This is a genomic window from Mycobacterium sp. 1245801.1, from assembly GCF_001673055.1.
Taxonomy (GTDB): Bacteria; Actinomycetota; Actinomycetes; order Mycobacteriales; family Mycobacteriaceae; genus Mycobacterium; species Mycobacterium europaeum_A.
This window is the reverse complement of the sequence record NZ_LZKY01000372.1, coordinates 1-13,686: the sequence shown is the minus strand read 5'-3', so window position 1 is coordinate 13,686 and position 13,686 is coordinate 1. Positions and strand designations below refer to the sequence as shown.

Genomic DNA, 13,686 nt, shown 5'->3' with positions numbered 1-13,686 from the left:
CGAGCTCTACCGAGCCCTCCAAGCCGACCTCAACCCATCACTCGACACACTTGACGCTGCATAGGAGCATCCACGTCACCGACTACAGCAAGTGCCACACCACCGACGTCAACAACCTCACCTTCGCCTGCGGCCCCCACCACCGCCTACTAAGACCCGGCGGCTGGACCACCCGCACAAACACCCACGGCGACACCCAATGGAAACCACCCCCACACCTCGACACCGGCCAACCCCGCACCAACACCTTCCACCACCCCGAAAAGCTGCTGCGCGACGGAGACGACGATGAGGCGGCTGGCTCAAACGGTCCCATTTCCGGAAACTGAACGGCGATCTCCAGACGGCCGAGGGGCGGACCTGACGTTCAGGCCGCCCATGGGCCCACACCGCCGACCTTCTCGATCGTGATGTGAGTCAGGTAGCCGGCGGGTGCGTCCGGCGGTGGGAACCCCGTGCCGGGGCCGAAGATGGTCGTGGCGATCTCGTCGAGCAGTTCGGGCGCACCGCCCTCCTCGACGCGGGCGGTGCCCCTGATCGACAGATACGGCGTCTGCGGCCCGCTGCGGTCGGTGGACGCGATGGTCACCGCCACGCGGGGATCACGCCGGATGTTGCGGATCTTCTGATGCTCCTGCAGATGAGCGGTGACCAACTCATCACCGCCGTCGGCTGTACTGCGCACCGTCATCCAGACCAGGCTGACTTGCGGGCTGCCGTCGCGATTGATCGTGACGAGCGTGGCCGGGTCGGACCCGATGAGTTGGCGCGCGCTGTCACTGAGTCTCGTTGTGTTCATTGCGTTCTCCTGATGCGTCGTGGCTCCGGGCAATTCGGTTGCCTATCCATACGACGAAGAGGCTGTACGCAATCCGACAGCCCGAAGCCCGGCGCGAGATCGCGCCGGCCGAGCGCTAAAGGATTTGCATCTGCTCGGGTTGCGGCTCGGCCGGCTCGAGCAGCTGCGGGCCGTTGTTGCGGACGTTGTTGACCAGCGTCGAGACCTCACGCATCCGGATGGCGCGCACGTCGGGCGTGCGGTCCAGCAGGTCCTGATCGATCTCGGCGTCCGGGTCAAGCCACCGGTCCCAGTCACGTTCGGGCACCACCAGCGGCATCCGATCGTGAATCTGCGCGAGCTCGCCGGGCGCGTCGGTGGTGATGATCGTGCAACTCAGCAGCGGCGAAGCATCCTTGGCCGGTTTCCACACCGACCACAGGCCCGCCATGAACAGCGGCTCCCCGTCCTCGCGGTACATGAAGAACGGCGTCTTGCGGGTCTTCTTGCCGGCCGCGTCGGCGGAGTTGACCCGCCACTCGTAATAGCCATCCATCGGGATCAGGCAGCGCTTGGACTTCGCGCTGGTCCGGAAGGCGGGCGAGGTGGTGACCTTGTCCGCGCGCGCGTTGATCAGCATCGGCCCCTTGGTGTCGGGCGCGCCGTCGGAACCGGCCTTGGCCCACGGGGGCACCAAACCCCAGCGCATCAGCCGCACCCGGCGCGTCGGCTGGTCTTCGGGCTCGGAATGCCGGCTGACCACGGTCGCGATGGTCGAGGTCGGGGCCACGTTGTAGTTGGGGCCCGTCGATCCGGCGTCGGCGCCGGTGGCCTCGTCGATCGCCTTGATCTTCTGGGCCAGCAAAGCCGGATCGGTGGTGACCGCGAACCTTCCGCACATAACACCCATGGTGGCAGAAACCGGTGACAGGCGATGATGGAGCGGTGAGTACGTGGCAGGCCCCCGTGGCGGCGCAACCGGTGCGCGCGACCGTGACCGTTCCGGGATCGAAATCGCAGACCAACCGCGCCCTGGTGCTGGCGGCCCTGGCCGCCGCCCAGGGGCAAGGCACCCCGACCATCACCGGCGCGCTGCGCAGCCGCGATACCGACCTGATGATCGGGGCGCTGCACACCCTGGGTCTGGACATCGACGGCGACGAGGACGGTGACGGGACCGAACTGACCGTCGGCGGTCGCGTGTCGCCCGAACCGATGGCCCAGGTCGACTGCGGGCTGGCCGGCACGGTGTTGCGGTTCGTCCCGCCGCTGGCGGCGCTGGCCGAATCGATCGTCGAGTTCGACGGCGACGAGCAGGCCCGGGCGCGGCCCATCGTCCCGCTGCTGGACGCCCTGCGCGGGCTCGGCGTGCGGATCGACGGCTCCGGCCTCCCCTTCCGGGTGCTGGGCACCGGCTCGGTCATCGGCGGGACCGTGAACATCGACGCCTCGGCCTCGTCGCAGTTCGTGTCGGGCCTGCTGTTGTGCGCGGCATCGTTCGCCGAGGGGCTGACCGTGCAACACACCGGCGGGGCGCTGCCGTCGGCGCCGCACATCGCCATGACGGTGACGATGCTGCGCCAGGCCGGCGTCGACGTCGACGACTCCGTCCCCAACCGCTGGCAAGTGGCGCCGGGAAACGTCGCCGCCCGGCACTGGGAGGTGGAGCCGGACCTGACGAACGCCGTGCCCTTCCTGGCCGCGGCGGTGGTCACCGGTGGTGCGGTGCGCATCACCGGCTGGCCGTCGAGCAGTGTGCAGCCGGCCGACAACATCCTGAGCGTGCTGGCCAAGCTCAATGCCGTTGTGCAGCACACTGATTCGTTCCTGGAGGCGCGCGGATCCGGCGACTACGACGGTTTCGACGTCGACCTGCGCGCGGTCGGCGAGCTGACGCCGTCGGTGGCCGCCCTGGCGGCGCTGGCGACGCCGGGATCGGTGTCGCGGCTGTCCGGCATCGCGCATCTGCGCGGGCATGAGACCGATCGGCTGGCCGCGCTGCGCAAGGAGATCAACCGACTGGGCGGCGACTGCTCCGAGAGCCCCGACGGCCTGGTGATCACCGCGACCCCGTTGCAGTCCGGAACCTGGCGCGCCTATGCCGACCACCGGATGGCGATGGCCGGCGCCATCATCGGGCTGCGGGTGCCCGGGGTCGAGGTCGACGACATCGGCTCCACCGCCAAGACGCTGCCGGACTTCCCGCGGCTGTGGGCTCGGATGCTGGAGCCCGGGAAAGAGCCCGGCATGTGAGGCCCGGCGACTACGACGAGTCCGACGTCAAAATCCGCTCCGGCCGGGGCTCGCGACCGCGGACCAAGACCCGTCCCGAGCACGCGGACGCCGAGGCGGCCATGGTGGTCAGCGTCGACCGCGGCCGCTGGGGGTGCGTGCTGGGCGGCGACGTCGATCGCCGGGTCACCGCCATGCGGGCCCGTGAGCTGGGCCGCACCCCGATCGTGGTGGGCGACGACGTCGACGTGGTGGGCGATCTGTCCGGGCGCCCCGACACGCTGGCCCGGATCGTGCGTCGCGGAGAGCGCCGAACGGTGTTGCGGCGCACCGCCGATGACACCGATCCCACCGAGCGGGTGGTGGTCGCCAACGCCGATCAGCTGCTGATCGTGGTCGCGCTGGCCGACCCGCCGCCGCGCACCGGCCTGGTGGACCGAACGCTGATCGCCGCCTACGCCGGCGGGCTCAGGCCGATCCTGTGCCTGACCAAAACCGATCTCGCCCCGCCGGAGCCGTTCGCCCGGCAATTCGTCGACCTGGACCTCACGGTGGTCGAGGCCGGCCGCGACGATCCCCTGCTCGCGGTGGCGGACCTGCTCGCGGGGAAGATCACCGTGCTGCTCGGCCATTCCGGCGTCGGCAAGTCCACCCTGGTGAACCGCCTGGTGCCCGACGCGGACCGCGCCGTCGGCGACGTGACCGACATCGGCCGGGGGCGGCACACCTCGACGCAGTCGGTGGCGCTGCCGTTGACCGAGCCGCTGGGCACCACCGGCTGGGTGATCGACACGCCGGGCATCCGGTCCTTCGGGCTCGCCCACATCCAGCCCGACGACGTCATGATGGCGTTTTCCGACCTGGCCGAGGCCGTCGCCGACTGCCCGCGCGGCTGCGGGCACATGGGTCCGCCGGCCGACCCCGAGTGCGCGCTGGACACCCTGACCGGGCCGGCCGTGCGCCGCGTCGCCGCGGCGCGGCGGCTGCTGGCCGCGCTCAACCAGACTTCTTAGCCAGCCGCATGCCGAGCTCGTCGGGCGGCACCGGATGGCCTTGGGCGCAACGGATTTCGACCGTCGCCTCGGCGCCGCAGCCCAAATGGGTCAGCCGCAGCCGGTTGTGGCCCGGCAGATGGCGCCTCCCCCACTCGAACATCGCCCACACCACCGGCATGAAGTCGATGCCGGCCTGGGTGAGCACGTACTCGTCGCGGCTGCGCTGCCCGGGTTCGCGATAGGGCTGGCGGCGCAGCAGGCCCAACTCGACCAGTTCGCTCAGCCGCGCCGAGGTGGCGGCCTTGGTGATGCCCACCCGGCGGGCGAAGTCGTCGAATCGGGTGGTGCCGTAGTACGCCTCGCGCATGATCAGCATCGCGGACTTGGTTCCGACGACCGCCATCGTCTTCTCGATCGCGCACTGTCCCACCGCCGACCACGAGTCGCGGTCGGCCAGCGGTCCTTGCAGCAGTGTCATTTAAATCACCTCCGCACCTGGGTTGCTTTAAGCATACCGAGGTGTTTATCTAGGTACAGCGATCTATACCTAGATGATCTGGACTCGAGGAGGAGTCATGAACCGCGACGCCGTCATCGTCGGAGCCGTCCGCACCCCCATCGGCAAGGGCAAGGCCAGTGGCGCGCTGCACGACGTGCTGCCCGCCGATCTGCTGGCGCACAGCCTGCGCGAACTGGTCGCACGCACCGGCGTCGATCCGGCCCAGGTCGACGACGTCATCGCCGGCGCCGTCACCCAGGTGGGCGACCAGGCGGCCAACATCGCCCGTAATGCCCTGCTGGGCGCGGGGTTCCCGGAGTCGGTCCCCGGCGTGACGATCGACCGCCAGTGCGGCAGCAGCCAGCAGGCCATCAGCTTCGCCGCGCAGGGCGTGATCGCCGGCGCCTACGACATCGTCATCGCCGGTGGCGTGGAGTCGATGAGTCGCGTGCCGATGGGCTCCCAGGTGTCACCGGGCAGCAACCCGATGGGCGCGGACATGACGCGCCGCTACCCCGACGGCCTGGTGCCACAGGGCATCAGCGCGGAACTGATCGCCGCGAAGTGGGGCTTTTCGCGCGCCCAGCTCGACGAGTTCTCCGCCGGCAGCCACGAGAAGGCCGCCCGCGCCACCAAGGAAGGGCTGTTCGACAACGAGCTCATTCCGATCGCCGGGCTGGCCACCGACGAGATCATCCGCCCCGGCACGACGGTCGAGACGCTGGCCGGATTGCAGCCCGCGTTCTACAGCGACGCGGCCAAAGCCCGCTTCCCGCAGATCAATTGGGAGATCACGCCCGGCAACTCCTCGCCGCTGTCGGACGGCAGCGCCGCGGTGCTGATCACCAGCGGCGAGGCCGCCAAGAAACTGGGGCTGCGCCCGCTGGCCCGGATCCACACCACCACCGTGGTGGGCTCCGACCCGCTCTACATGCTGACCGGCGTCATTCCGGCCACCGAGAAGGTGCTACAGCGGGCCGGCCTGACGCTGGCCGACATCGACCTGTTCGAGGTGAACGAGGCGTTCGCGCCCGTCGTGCTGGCCTGGGCGCAGGACACCGGGGCGGACCTGGCCAAGACCAACGTCAACGGCGGGGCGATCGCGATCGGTCACCCGTTGGGCGCCAGCGGCGCTCGGCTGATGACGACACTGGTCAACGCTCTCGAGCAGCGCGGCGGCCGCTACGGTCTGCAGACGATGTGCGAGGGCGGCGGCATGGCCAACGCCACCATCATCGAGCGACTGTGAGCCGGTCGATGTCGCAGGCCACCTCGAACATCTTCGTCGTCGGCGGCACCGGAGCCCAGGGCATGCCCATCATCCGCGCGCTCGTCGCCGACAAGAAATACTCGGTTCGGTTTCTCACTCGCGACGCAGGCAGCCGGCGAGCCAGGGAACTGTTGGAGCTCGAAAACGTCTCCGCCGTGGAGGGATCGTTCGCTGACGAAGCGACGCTGCGAGAGGGATTCCGCGGTTGTGACGGAGCCTTCGTCAACATCGACGGGTTCAACACCGGCGAGAAGGCCGAGATTTACTGGGCGATCCGAAATTACGAGATCGCCATCGAAGAAGGAATCAGATTCTTCGTGTACGGAAACCTCGACTACGGGCTGAAGAAGGCGGGATACGACTCTCGGTTCCGCACCGGTCACTACGACGGCAAGGGGCGCGTTGGCGAGTGGATTCTGTTCCAGAATCAGGTGAATCGCGATCGGATGGGCGCGGCGCTGTTCACCTCGGGCCCCTACTTCGAGATGGTGATCTCGCCGGGTACGCCGATGACGCCCACCGTCGAGGACGGCGTCCTGACGTGGCGTGTTCCACTCGGAGACGGGGCCGTGCCGCACGTGTCACTCGAGGACTGCGGTTACTACGTCCGTTGGCTTTTCGACCATCCCGAGCGCGCGAACGGCATGGATCTCGAGGTGGCTGTCGACGACATCGCCTACGCCGATCTCGCCGCGGCGTTCGAGAAGGTCACTGGGCATCCGGCGCGGTACGTCGACACCGACCTGGACACGTACTGGCGAAACGGTCCGCTCGGCGTCATCGCCGACGCGCCCGCGGGGTACAACGCCGACCGGAAGGACAAGAGCACCATGAACGTCCGCGACAACTTCACCGGGTTCTGGAATCTCTGGAAGCACCGCGTGATCAAACGGGATTATGCGCTTCTCGACGAGATCCACCCGAACCGGATCAGGAGTGCCGAGGAGTGGTTCCGGCGTCAAGATCACCTTGCGCGGGAGCGAAGTGATGGCGGCCTTTGGGAGCGGATCCAACCGGAGAATCGAACTCCGATACTCAAAATCGGCGAGGACAAGCGGCAAGGGAGGCTGTAGCCGATGTCTACCTCCGACCCACACGAAATCCCCTTCGACGGCGTGCGCGTGCGCTATCACAGCGAGAAGAGCTACGAGGAACTCGTCGCCGCCCTACTGGCCGACATCGGCGAGCAACCCGTGCCGATCAACGACATCGCCACTTCCACCGGCGACTGGGATTCGTACCGGGAGCGCGTCGAATCCCGCGTCGGACCAAGCGGATTCATGTTGTTCGGTCTGGTTGACCACGGCGCCTGGATCACCAAGGCCGGCATCGACCGCAGGGCGTTGCGCGTCATTCTCGGCAATCCGCTGATCGCGATCACGATGCTGCGCCACGACGTGACGGCCGGGCTGTTCGCCCCGGTCGAGCTGCTGATACTCGAGGAGGGTTCAGCCAGCAGCCTGACCTACGTCAAGCCGTCGTCGCTGATGGTGGTCGAGGCCAATCCGGAATTACTCAGCGCCGCAGAGAAACTCGACGCCAAGCTGGCGGCGCTGGCCGAGAAGGTCACCGCGTGACCGGCGTTAACCCGTGCCGGTCAGCTGTTTTCGGCGGATGAGAGCCGACGGTCGACCGGCGCGCACGGTCACCGACAGGGTTAAGGTGACGGCGAGCAGGTAGCACGCCCCCACGTAGACCGGGTTGCCGGTGGGTGTTCCGTCGGCCGACAACCACAAACCCCCGAGCACGATCAGAAATGCCGACCCGAAGACGGCGACGAAGGCGTTGCGCGCCCCGGGCGTGAACGCGGTGTTGCGCCACTGCCGCACCAGGATAGGGACGGCCACCACGGCGAACGCCCCGAGAATGATGTAGTACAGCGCTCGGCGCAGTGCGCTGTCGGGATGCTCGCCACCGGCCAGCAGGATCGGAACATTGGCGATGACGAGGCAAACCGGCACCAGCACCGCGATCCCAAAGGCGCGGCCGATCAATGTCATCCGGCTCAGATACCGCCCGCGCTCAATGGGACCGGTGATCAGGAGCTGGCTGAACAGTGCGACGCAGGCCGGCCCGACGGTGGCGAAGAGCAGGACGCTGCTCATCGGCACGGAGGCCAGCATCGGACGGTTGATCGCGTTGTCGGTGTTCCACGCCCACCAGCGCAGCTGCGGACCCAACTGATCGAAGATTTCGTAGAAGCAGTTGTGCACGAATCCCACGCACACCGCGCCGACGACCGCGCCCCAGTCCCGGAAAACGCCGAGGCCGCGCACCACCTCGTAGGCCAGCGTCATCATGGCGGGGTACAGGGCGACGATGTAGAGCGGCAGCCGGTCGTACATCAACTGGACCGTGAAGACGTTGTGCGCGAACACCGCACCGAGGGAGCCGTCGACGCCGAAGACGGTGGGAAAATACAGCGGCGGCTCGACGATGAGCAGGTAGATCACCGTGGCGAACCAGATCACGATGTTGACGGGGTCCCTATCGCGGCGCAGTCGGCGGATCGCCCACCAGAGCGCCAGCCCGGCACCCGCGACGATCAGCAGCTCGAGCACCGGCAGCGTCCAATTCGCCAACCCGAACGGATTGCGCAGCGTCAACCACGGCGACGCGTGCTCGCAGCTGAATCCCAGCCGGTTGGCGATGCGTTCGATGTCGTCGCTGCATTGACCGCTCATGTGGTGGGTCCTCTAGTTCCTGCGCGGACAGAAGTGCTTACCGGAAGCTTGACGATACATGTCTGGCAAGCGGGCTCCGCAGCCCCGAAGACCGGCACTCGCTGACGCCCGTCATTGACGGGCGTCAGCCACCTGGCGTACGGTGCCACCATGGTGTCACGACGCGCGCCATCTGCGAGCGGATCACCGGGTACGAGCGTCCGCGAAACGCGCCGGCTGGAAACTCGCGCGCGGTTGTTCGACGCGGCGCTGGCCGAGATTGCGCGGCGCGGGCTGGCCGCTGCGGACGTCAGCGCGATCGTCGCCGATGCGGGCGTGGCTCGGGGGACGTTCTATTTCCACTTCCCGACCAAGGAGCACGTGCTCATCGAGGCGGAGCGCGTCGAGGAGACCCGCATCATCAGCGAACTCGGCGACGCCAACGGGGACCTGGCGTCGGTGCTCTCCCATCTGGTGCATCACGTGCTCAGCGCCGAAAGTCGTTTGGGCGCAGCGGTTTTCCGGGACATGCTCGGATTGCATTTCTCCTCGAGCCGTCCGGTAGAAGACGAGCTTGCCCAGCACCCGCTCGGACAATTTCTGGTCGGCGTCATCGGTCGAGCCCAGGACGCGGGCCAGGTGGTCGCCGAGGTGGACGCGGCCGAACTCGCGACGTTCTTCCTCACCGGACTCTTCGCGCTGCTGGCCACCGGGGCCCATGATGCCGCGTTGTTAAACCGTTACGTCACGACGATTGTCGAGGGAATGGAGAAGCGATGAATCAAACCGGCATCGAGGGCTATCGGAATTTCCTGGCCAGGCGCGACGGCGAGGCCGATCTGCTCAATAGGCGGCTGGCCAATCGCGAGCGGTTCTTCAGCGATCTGGAAGCCAATCCCGTCCGGTCGGCCCATCCCGCCGACCGTGACATCTTCCTGCGCAACCTGCGACGCCGGCGACCCGAAGCCGGCCTGGACGACAAGATGCTCTTCCTGCTGGCCACCGCAAAGCTGAATCAGGCGGAGCGATTCGGCGTGGGTCTGGGTGAAACCTACGGGCGCAACAGCGACGAGAGCGTGCCGCCCGAACGGGTCTACCTCGAGTTGGAAGAGCACTACCACACCCGACTGCTGGCGTACGCTCTCGATGCGTTCGACTTGACCTTCCAGGTTGTCGCACCACCCTTCGTCATCCGCCAGTTCGTCAAAGTGAACGTATTTTTGCCCGAACGGCTCGGCTTCATGTTCGTCGGAGCCGCGGAGATGGCGGGCTGCATCCTGTTCGATGAATTACGCCGGGCCGGCACAAGGCTTTTCGCCGACGAACCGCACGTCGCCGAACGAATCGAACTGCTTTACAGCGAAATTCTCACCGATGAGATCGGCCACGTCGGCTACTGCGCCTCGCGCTGCACCTCCGCCGAGCGGGCGGTGATGCGTCGAATCTATCCCATCATCGGGCGGCTCTTCGCCCGTCAAACCGCGGAAATCAGCCTGCTCATCGATCCGAAGGCGCTGCACGCACGCCTCGATCGCCCCTTCGATGTCGAGGAACTCACCGCCGGCCTGGGCAACGAGACCTACCTGGTCACCCACCCCTGACGTAGTCGAACGACGTCATGCGCCGATTTCCTCGGCTTCCGCCGCGGGAACGGATCGGGGCAGCACCTCCATGTAGTCGGAGAACGCGACCGTCCTTGCGCGGCGCTGATATTCGCGAACCAGGCCGGGCCAGTTGGTGGTGACCCGGCCGGAGGCGGTGCGGTACCAGGAGTCGCAGGTGGTCCACACGCCGTTGTCGAGACGGGACTGGATCTCGGTGTCGTAGGCCTGCTCGACGCTGCGCCACACTTCGAACGCGCGACCCGTGCCGGCGCGCGCGAGGTGCTCGGTGATCTGGCGGATGTAGCGGGCCTGCTGTTCCATCATCAGGATGATCGAACTGCTGCCGAGATTGGTGTTCGGGCCGTAGATCAGGAACATGTTGGGGAAGCCGGGCACGGCCATGCCGAGGTGGGCGCGCGCCCCCCGGGCCCACTGCGCATGCAGGTCGCGCCCGTCGCGGCCGGTGATCGTCATGGGCACAAGGAATTCGGTGGCCTTGAACCCGGTGCCGTAGATGATGACATCGGCCTCGTGCAGCGACCCGTCGGCGGTGCGCACCCCCGTCGCCGTCACCTCGGTGATCGCGCCGGTCTCCACCGAGACGTTGTCACGGGCCAGCGCCGGATACCACTCGCTGCTGAACAGCACCCGCTTGCAGCCGATCGGATAGTCGGGCGTGACCTTCGCGCGCAGCGCGCGATCCTTGATGTGCCGCTTGATGTTCAGCGACGCGACCACGCCTATCAGTCGGGCGAGTGGGGCGACCTTGGTCAGCGCGAGGCCGAAGAATTCCGAGATCTCCCAGATCAATTGGCGCATGGCGGCGGCGAAGCCGGGCACCCTCCGGAAGGCGGCGTGGTGCGCAGCGGTATAGGCGCGATCCGGTTTCGGGATGACGTACGGCGCGGAACGCTGAAAGACGGTGACGTGCCGCGCGGCCTCGCGGATGCGCGGAACGAACTGGATCGCCGACGCGCCGGTGCCCAGGACGGCGACGCGCTTGCCGGTCAGGTCGACGTCGTGGCGCCATTGCGCCGAGTGGAACGACGGGCCCTCGAACAGGTCGAGCCCCGGGATAGCCGGCAGCGCCGGCCGCGACAGCTGGCCCACCGCCGGCACCAGGACGTCGGCCTCGACGACCTCGCCGCCCGAGGTCGTCACCCGCCAGGTGGCGGTGCCGTCGTCGTACGCGGCGGAGGTGACCTCCACGCCGGTGCGCACCAGGTCGCGCAGGCCGAACCGGTCGGCGGTGTCACGGATGTAGCCGAGGATGTCGGGCTGCTCGGCGTAGCGCCGGCCCCAGTTCGTTTTGCGGGCGAAGGAGTAGGAGTACAGGTTGGACGGGACGTCGCATGCCGCGCCCGGGTAGGTGTTCTCCCGCCAAACGCCGCCGACGTCGTCGGCCTTCTCCAGCACGGTCACGTCGGCCAGGCCGTCCTTGGACAGTTCGTAGGCGGCGGCGAGTCCGCCGAAGCCGGCCCCGATGACCAGCACGCGAGGGCGATGGGTCGAAGTCATGACTCAAACGGTATGGGCGCACCGCCCCGCCCCCGCAGCCGATTGCGGTCGAGAAATCCATGATTGCGGCCACGACCGGCGGGCACGCGGACGGTGGGCTGGCCAGACGGCGGGCGACTCAGACGGCCAGCGACCGCGCGCGGGGCGCCACCGAGCGCTGATAGCGCGCCGGTGTGGTGCCCGTCCACCGTTTGAACGCGGCGATGAAGCTGGTCGCCTCCGCATAGCCCAGCCGCAGCGCGACGTCCTCCACCGAGAGCGCGCCGGTCGCCAACAGCTCCTCGGCCAAGACCCGATGCACCTCCTCGGCAAGCTCCCGAAAGGTCGTGTTCTCCTCGGCCAGCCGCCGCCGCAGCGTCCGCTCGCTCATCGCCAACTGCCGGGCGACGGCCGCGATCGTGTGCGGTTCGCCGTCGATCGACGCCAGGCGCTCCCGCACCCGCAGGGCGACACCGGTGCGGGCCCGGCGGCGTTCCAGCAGGGCGCTGCACTGCTGCTCGCACATGGCCACGCTCGGCTCGCTGGCCCGGGGCAGCCGTGTGTCCAGCAGCGCGACCGGCAGGCGCGCGACGTTGGCCGGCGAGTCGTATTGCGGTGCCACGCCGAACACCTCGCGGGCCGCGTGGTCCCCCTCCGACGGCGCCGGGCCGCTGAATTCGATCGCGGTGAACGGGACCCGGCCGCCGAGCAACTCCGCCATGACGCGGGCGATCGCCGTGAGATCACGTCGCACCAGAAACTCCGCGACCGGACCGGTCAGGTCGGGCAGGTCGAGCCGCAGCGCCGCGACCGGTCCCTCTACGGTGACGGTCGGCAGGCAGAACCCGTAGCTGAGCTCGTAGAAACGGGCCGCGAACCGGACGGCGTCGCCCAGCGTGGAGCTGGTCAGGCACGCGAAGCCGAAGATGCCGAGCGATCCCACGTGATAGCTGCCGCCCACCTGCATGCCCAGGTTGGCCGCCCCGGCCGCCTCCCCCAGCAGGTCCACCAGATTCGCCGCGACCGCCAACTCCTGGCGCCCGACGATCATCCGATCGTGATCGTGCAGGTCGGCCTCCGATAGCCCGGAACCGCTGAGCACGTCGGCGACGGCAAGCCCTTTCCTGCAACCGAATTCGGTCATCAACGCGACGCTGGCCGTGCTCCGCGGGAAATCCCAGTGCGACACATGGGAACCGACGAACACCTGCACGTCCTCCAGTATGGCGAACAGCCCCGGATCGGGAGTATCGTTCCCGCGTGCCAGCCACTCGGTGAGCAAGGTCGGAGGTGACGTCGGTGGGTCGTGTCGCGGTGATCACCGGAGCTAGCCGGGGCATCGGGGCGGCAACCGCATTGGTCATGGCGGAGCAGGGATTCCGGGTGGTCGTCAACTACCGGTCCAGCGCCGACGAGGCAGACCGGGTGGTGGCGGCTGTGACCGATGCCGGTGGCGTGGCCGCCGCGATCCGGGCCGATGTCACGCAGCCCGACGACGTCGCCGCAATGGTCGACGAAACCAACGAGAGGTGGGGCGGCATCGATGTGCTCGTGCACAACGCACTGATCCCCTACGACGTCACCTCGTTCGCCGATCTGAGCTGGGAGCAGCTCGGCGGCAAACTGGACCGCGAGCTGCATGCCACCTTTCTGCTAACAAAAGCCGTTGCACCCCAGATGATTTCGCACGGTTATGGCAGGTTGATCTATCTCACTACGGTGCTGTCCCGTCGGCCCCGGCAAGGCATGATCACGTTGGGAACCGCCAAGGCGGCAATGGATCAGTTCGTCCGGTACGTCGCACTCGAGCTGGCTCCACACCAGATCACCGCCAACCTCGTTTCGCCCGCCACGGTCGCCGACCCGACGGCGAACTCGCTGTTGACGGCCGAAGAAGTAGGCCAGCTCGGGGCGACAAATCCCATGGGGCGGCTCGTCACGCCGGAAGAGGTGGCCAAGGCGGTGGCGTTTTTGGCCGGCGAGGATTCCGGTTTCATCACTGGCCACTGCCTGGAGGTCAATGGCGGCCTCGCCATGGATTGACGGCCGATCCGTCCGGAAAGGGGTGCGGCGTGCACACCTTCGTCGCGGTAGTAGCCCTCCTGATCGGCGACGTGGGCGATCAGCTCCTCGTGAATGCCACGCCCG

At 67.8% G+C, this 13,686-nt stretch carries 14 protein-coding genes and 1 pseudogene; 9 read left to right on the top strand and 6 right to left on the bottom strand.

Going from position 1 to position 13,686, the window contains the following annotated elements:
- Positions 1–329, top strand: a pseudogene (locus A5622_RS23770) (hypothetical protein); the annotation flags it as partial.
- A gap of 38 nt (positions 330–367) precedes the next feature.
- Here A5622_RS23770 and A5622_RS23765 read toward each other — a convergent pair.
- Together A5622_RS23765 and A5622_RS23760 are read right to left on the bottom strand one after the other, a co-directional pair.
- Entirely contained in the window at positions 368–799 is a 432-nt protein-coding gene (locus A5622_RS23765) for a TIGR03618 family F420-dependent PPOX class oxidoreductase (RefSeq protein ID WP_066867989.1), read from the bottom strand.
- 115 nt (positions 800–914) lie between these two features.
- Positions 915–1,679: an SOS response-associated peptidase gene (locus A5622_RS23760; protein WP_066867992.1), complete on the bottom strand. Its 765-nt coding sequence runs from the start codon at positions 1,677–1,679 to the stop codon at positions 915–917.
- 44 nt (positions 1,680–1,723) lie between these two features.
- Here A5622_RS23760 and aroA point away from each other — a divergent pair, with 44 nt between their 5' ends.
- Positions 1,724–3,031, top strand: coding sequence for a 3-phosphoshikimate 1-carboxyvinyltransferase (gene aroA / locus A5622_RS23755; RefSeq protein WP_066881595.1), 1,308 nt, complete (start codon positions 1,724–1,726; stop codon positions 3,029–3,031).
- Entirely contained in the window at positions 3,028–4,023 is a 996-nt protein-coding gene (gene rsgA, locus A5622_RS23750; protein ID WP_066881593.1) for a ribosome small subunit-dependent GTPase A, read from the top strand. Before aroA ends, rsgA begins: the two co-directional genes overlap by 4 nt.
- Here rsgA and A5622_RS23745 read toward each other — a convergent pair.
- Entirely contained in the window at positions 4,007–4,483 is a 477-nt protein-coding gene (locus A5622_RS23745; protein WP_066881589.1) for a helix-turn-helix domain-containing protein, read from the bottom strand. The two genes, rsgA and A5622_RS23745, sit on opposite strands and share 17 nt — an antisense overlap.
- A gap of 97 nt (positions 4,484–4,580) precedes the next feature.
- Here A5622_RS23745 and A5622_RS23740 point away from each other — a divergent pair, with 97 nt between their 5' ends.
- From A5622_RS23740 to A5622_RS23730, 3 genes are read left to right on the top strand one after another with little or no spacing between them, the layout of a single operon-like run.
- Positions 4,581–5,753, top strand: a complete 1,173-nt coding sequence (locus A5622_RS23740) for a thiolase family protein (protein WP_066881586.1) — start codon at positions 4,581–4,583, stop codon at positions 5,751–5,753.
- A gap of 8 nt (positions 5,754–5,761) precedes the next feature.
- Positions 5,762–6,847 (top strand): NmrA family NAD(P)-binding protein, encoded by a 1,086-nt coding sequence (locus A5622_RS23735; RefSeq protein ID WP_066881600.1) that lies wholly within the window; start codon positions 5,762–5,764, stop codon positions 6,845–6,847.
- 3 nt (positions 6,848–6,850) lie between these two features.
- Entirely contained in the window at positions 6,851–7,351 is a 501-nt protein-coding gene (locus A5622_RS23730; protein ID WP_066881585.1) for a DUF302 domain-containing protein, read from the top strand.
- 6 nt (positions 7,352–7,357) lie between these two features.
- On the opposite strand, the gene A5622_RS23725 is transcribed toward A5622_RS23730, so the two are convergent.
- Positions 7,358–8,458, bottom strand: a complete 1,101-nt coding sequence (locus tag A5622_RS23725; protein WP_066881584.1) for a hypothetical protein — start codon at positions 8,456–8,458, stop codon at positions 7,358–7,360.
- Positions 8,459–8,608: 150 nt separating this feature from the next.
- Between A5622_RS23725 and A5622_RS23720 the strand changes: the two genes are divergently transcribed.
- Positions 8,609–9,217 (top strand): TetR/AcrR family transcriptional regulator, encoded by a 609-nt coding sequence (locus tag A5622_RS23720; protein ID WP_066881582.1) that lies wholly within the window; start codon positions 8,609–8,611, stop codon positions 9,215–9,217.
- Complete coding sequence (locus A5622_RS23715; protein WP_066881581.1) at positions 9,214–10,038, top strand: hypothetical protein; 825 nt, start codon at positions 9,214–9,216, stop codon at positions 10,036–10,038. Before A5622_RS23720 ends, A5622_RS23715 begins: the two co-directional genes overlap by 4 nt.
- A gap of 15 nt (positions 10,039–10,053) precedes the next feature.
- On the opposite strand, the gene A5622_RS23710 is transcribed toward A5622_RS23715, so the two are convergent.
- On the bottom strand, positions 10,054–11,559 hold the full coding sequence (locus tag A5622_RS23710) for an NAD(P)/FAD-dependent oxidoreductase (protein WP_066881579.1): 1,506 nt from the start codon (positions 11,557–11,559) through the stop codon (positions 10,054–10,056).
- Between the two features lie 118 nt (positions 11,560–11,677).
- Complete coding sequence (locus tag A5622_RS23705; RefSeq protein ID WP_232003031.1) at positions 11,678–12,820, bottom strand: AraC family transcriptional regulator; 1,143 nt, start codon at positions 12,818–12,820, stop codon at positions 11,678–11,680.
- A gap of 17 nt (positions 12,821–12,837) precedes the next feature.
- On the opposite strand from A5622_RS23705, the gene A5622_RS23700 reads away from it, so the two are divergent.
- Positions 12,838–13,581: an SDR family NAD(P)-dependent oxidoreductase gene (locus A5622_RS23700; protein WP_082994673.1), complete on the top strand. Its 744-nt coding sequence runs from the start codon at positions 12,838–12,840 to the stop codon at positions 13,579–13,581.
- The last annotated feature ends 105 nt before the right edge of the window (positions 13,582–13,686 follow it).

What these genes read in the sequence shown, in the direction of transcription:
- A5622_RS23715 (WP_066881581.1), top strand. Translation starts at nt 9,214, where the DNA reads ATGAATCAAACCGGCATCGAGGGCTATCGGAATTTCCTGGCCAGGCGC.
- A5622_RS23735 (WP_066881600.1), top strand. Translation starts at nt 5,762, where the DNA reads ATGTCGCAGGCCACCTCGAACATCTTCGTCGTCGGCGGCACCGGAGCC.
- A5622_RS23745 (WP_066881589.1), bottom strand. Translation starts at nt 4,483, where the DNA reads ATGACACTGCTGCAAGGACCGCTGGCCGACCGCGACTCGTGGTCGGCG.
- A5622_RS23725 (WP_066881584.1), bottom strand. Translation starts at nt 8,458, where the DNA reads ATGAGCGGTCAATGCAGCGACGACATCGAACGCATCGCCAACCGGCTG.
- A5622_RS23765 (WP_066867989.1), bottom strand. Translation starts at nt 799, where the DNA reads ATGAACACAACGAGACTCAGTGACAGCGCGCGCCAACTCATCGGGTCC.
- A5622_RS23740 (WP_066881586.1), top strand. Translation starts at nt 4,581, where the DNA reads ATGAACCGCGACGCCGTCATCGTCGGAGCCGTCCGCACCCCCATCGGC.
- A5622_RS23710 (WP_066881579.1), bottom strand. Translation starts at nt 11,559, where the DNA reads ATGACTTCGACCCATCGCCCTCGCGTGCTGGTCATCGGGGCCGGCTTC.
- A5622_RS23760 (WP_066867992.1), bottom strand. Translation starts at nt 1,679, where the DNA reads ATGTGCGGAAGGTTCGCGGTCACCACCGATCCGGCTTTGCTGGCCCAG.
- A5622_RS23730 (WP_066881585.1), top strand. Translation starts at nt 6,851, where the DNA reads ATGTCTACCTCCGACCCACACGAAATCCCCTTCGACGGCGTGCGCGTG.
- A5622_RS23720 (WP_066881582.1), top strand. Translation starts at nt 8,609, where the DNA reads ATGGTGTCACGACGCGCGCCATCTGCGAGCGGATCACCGGGTACGAGC.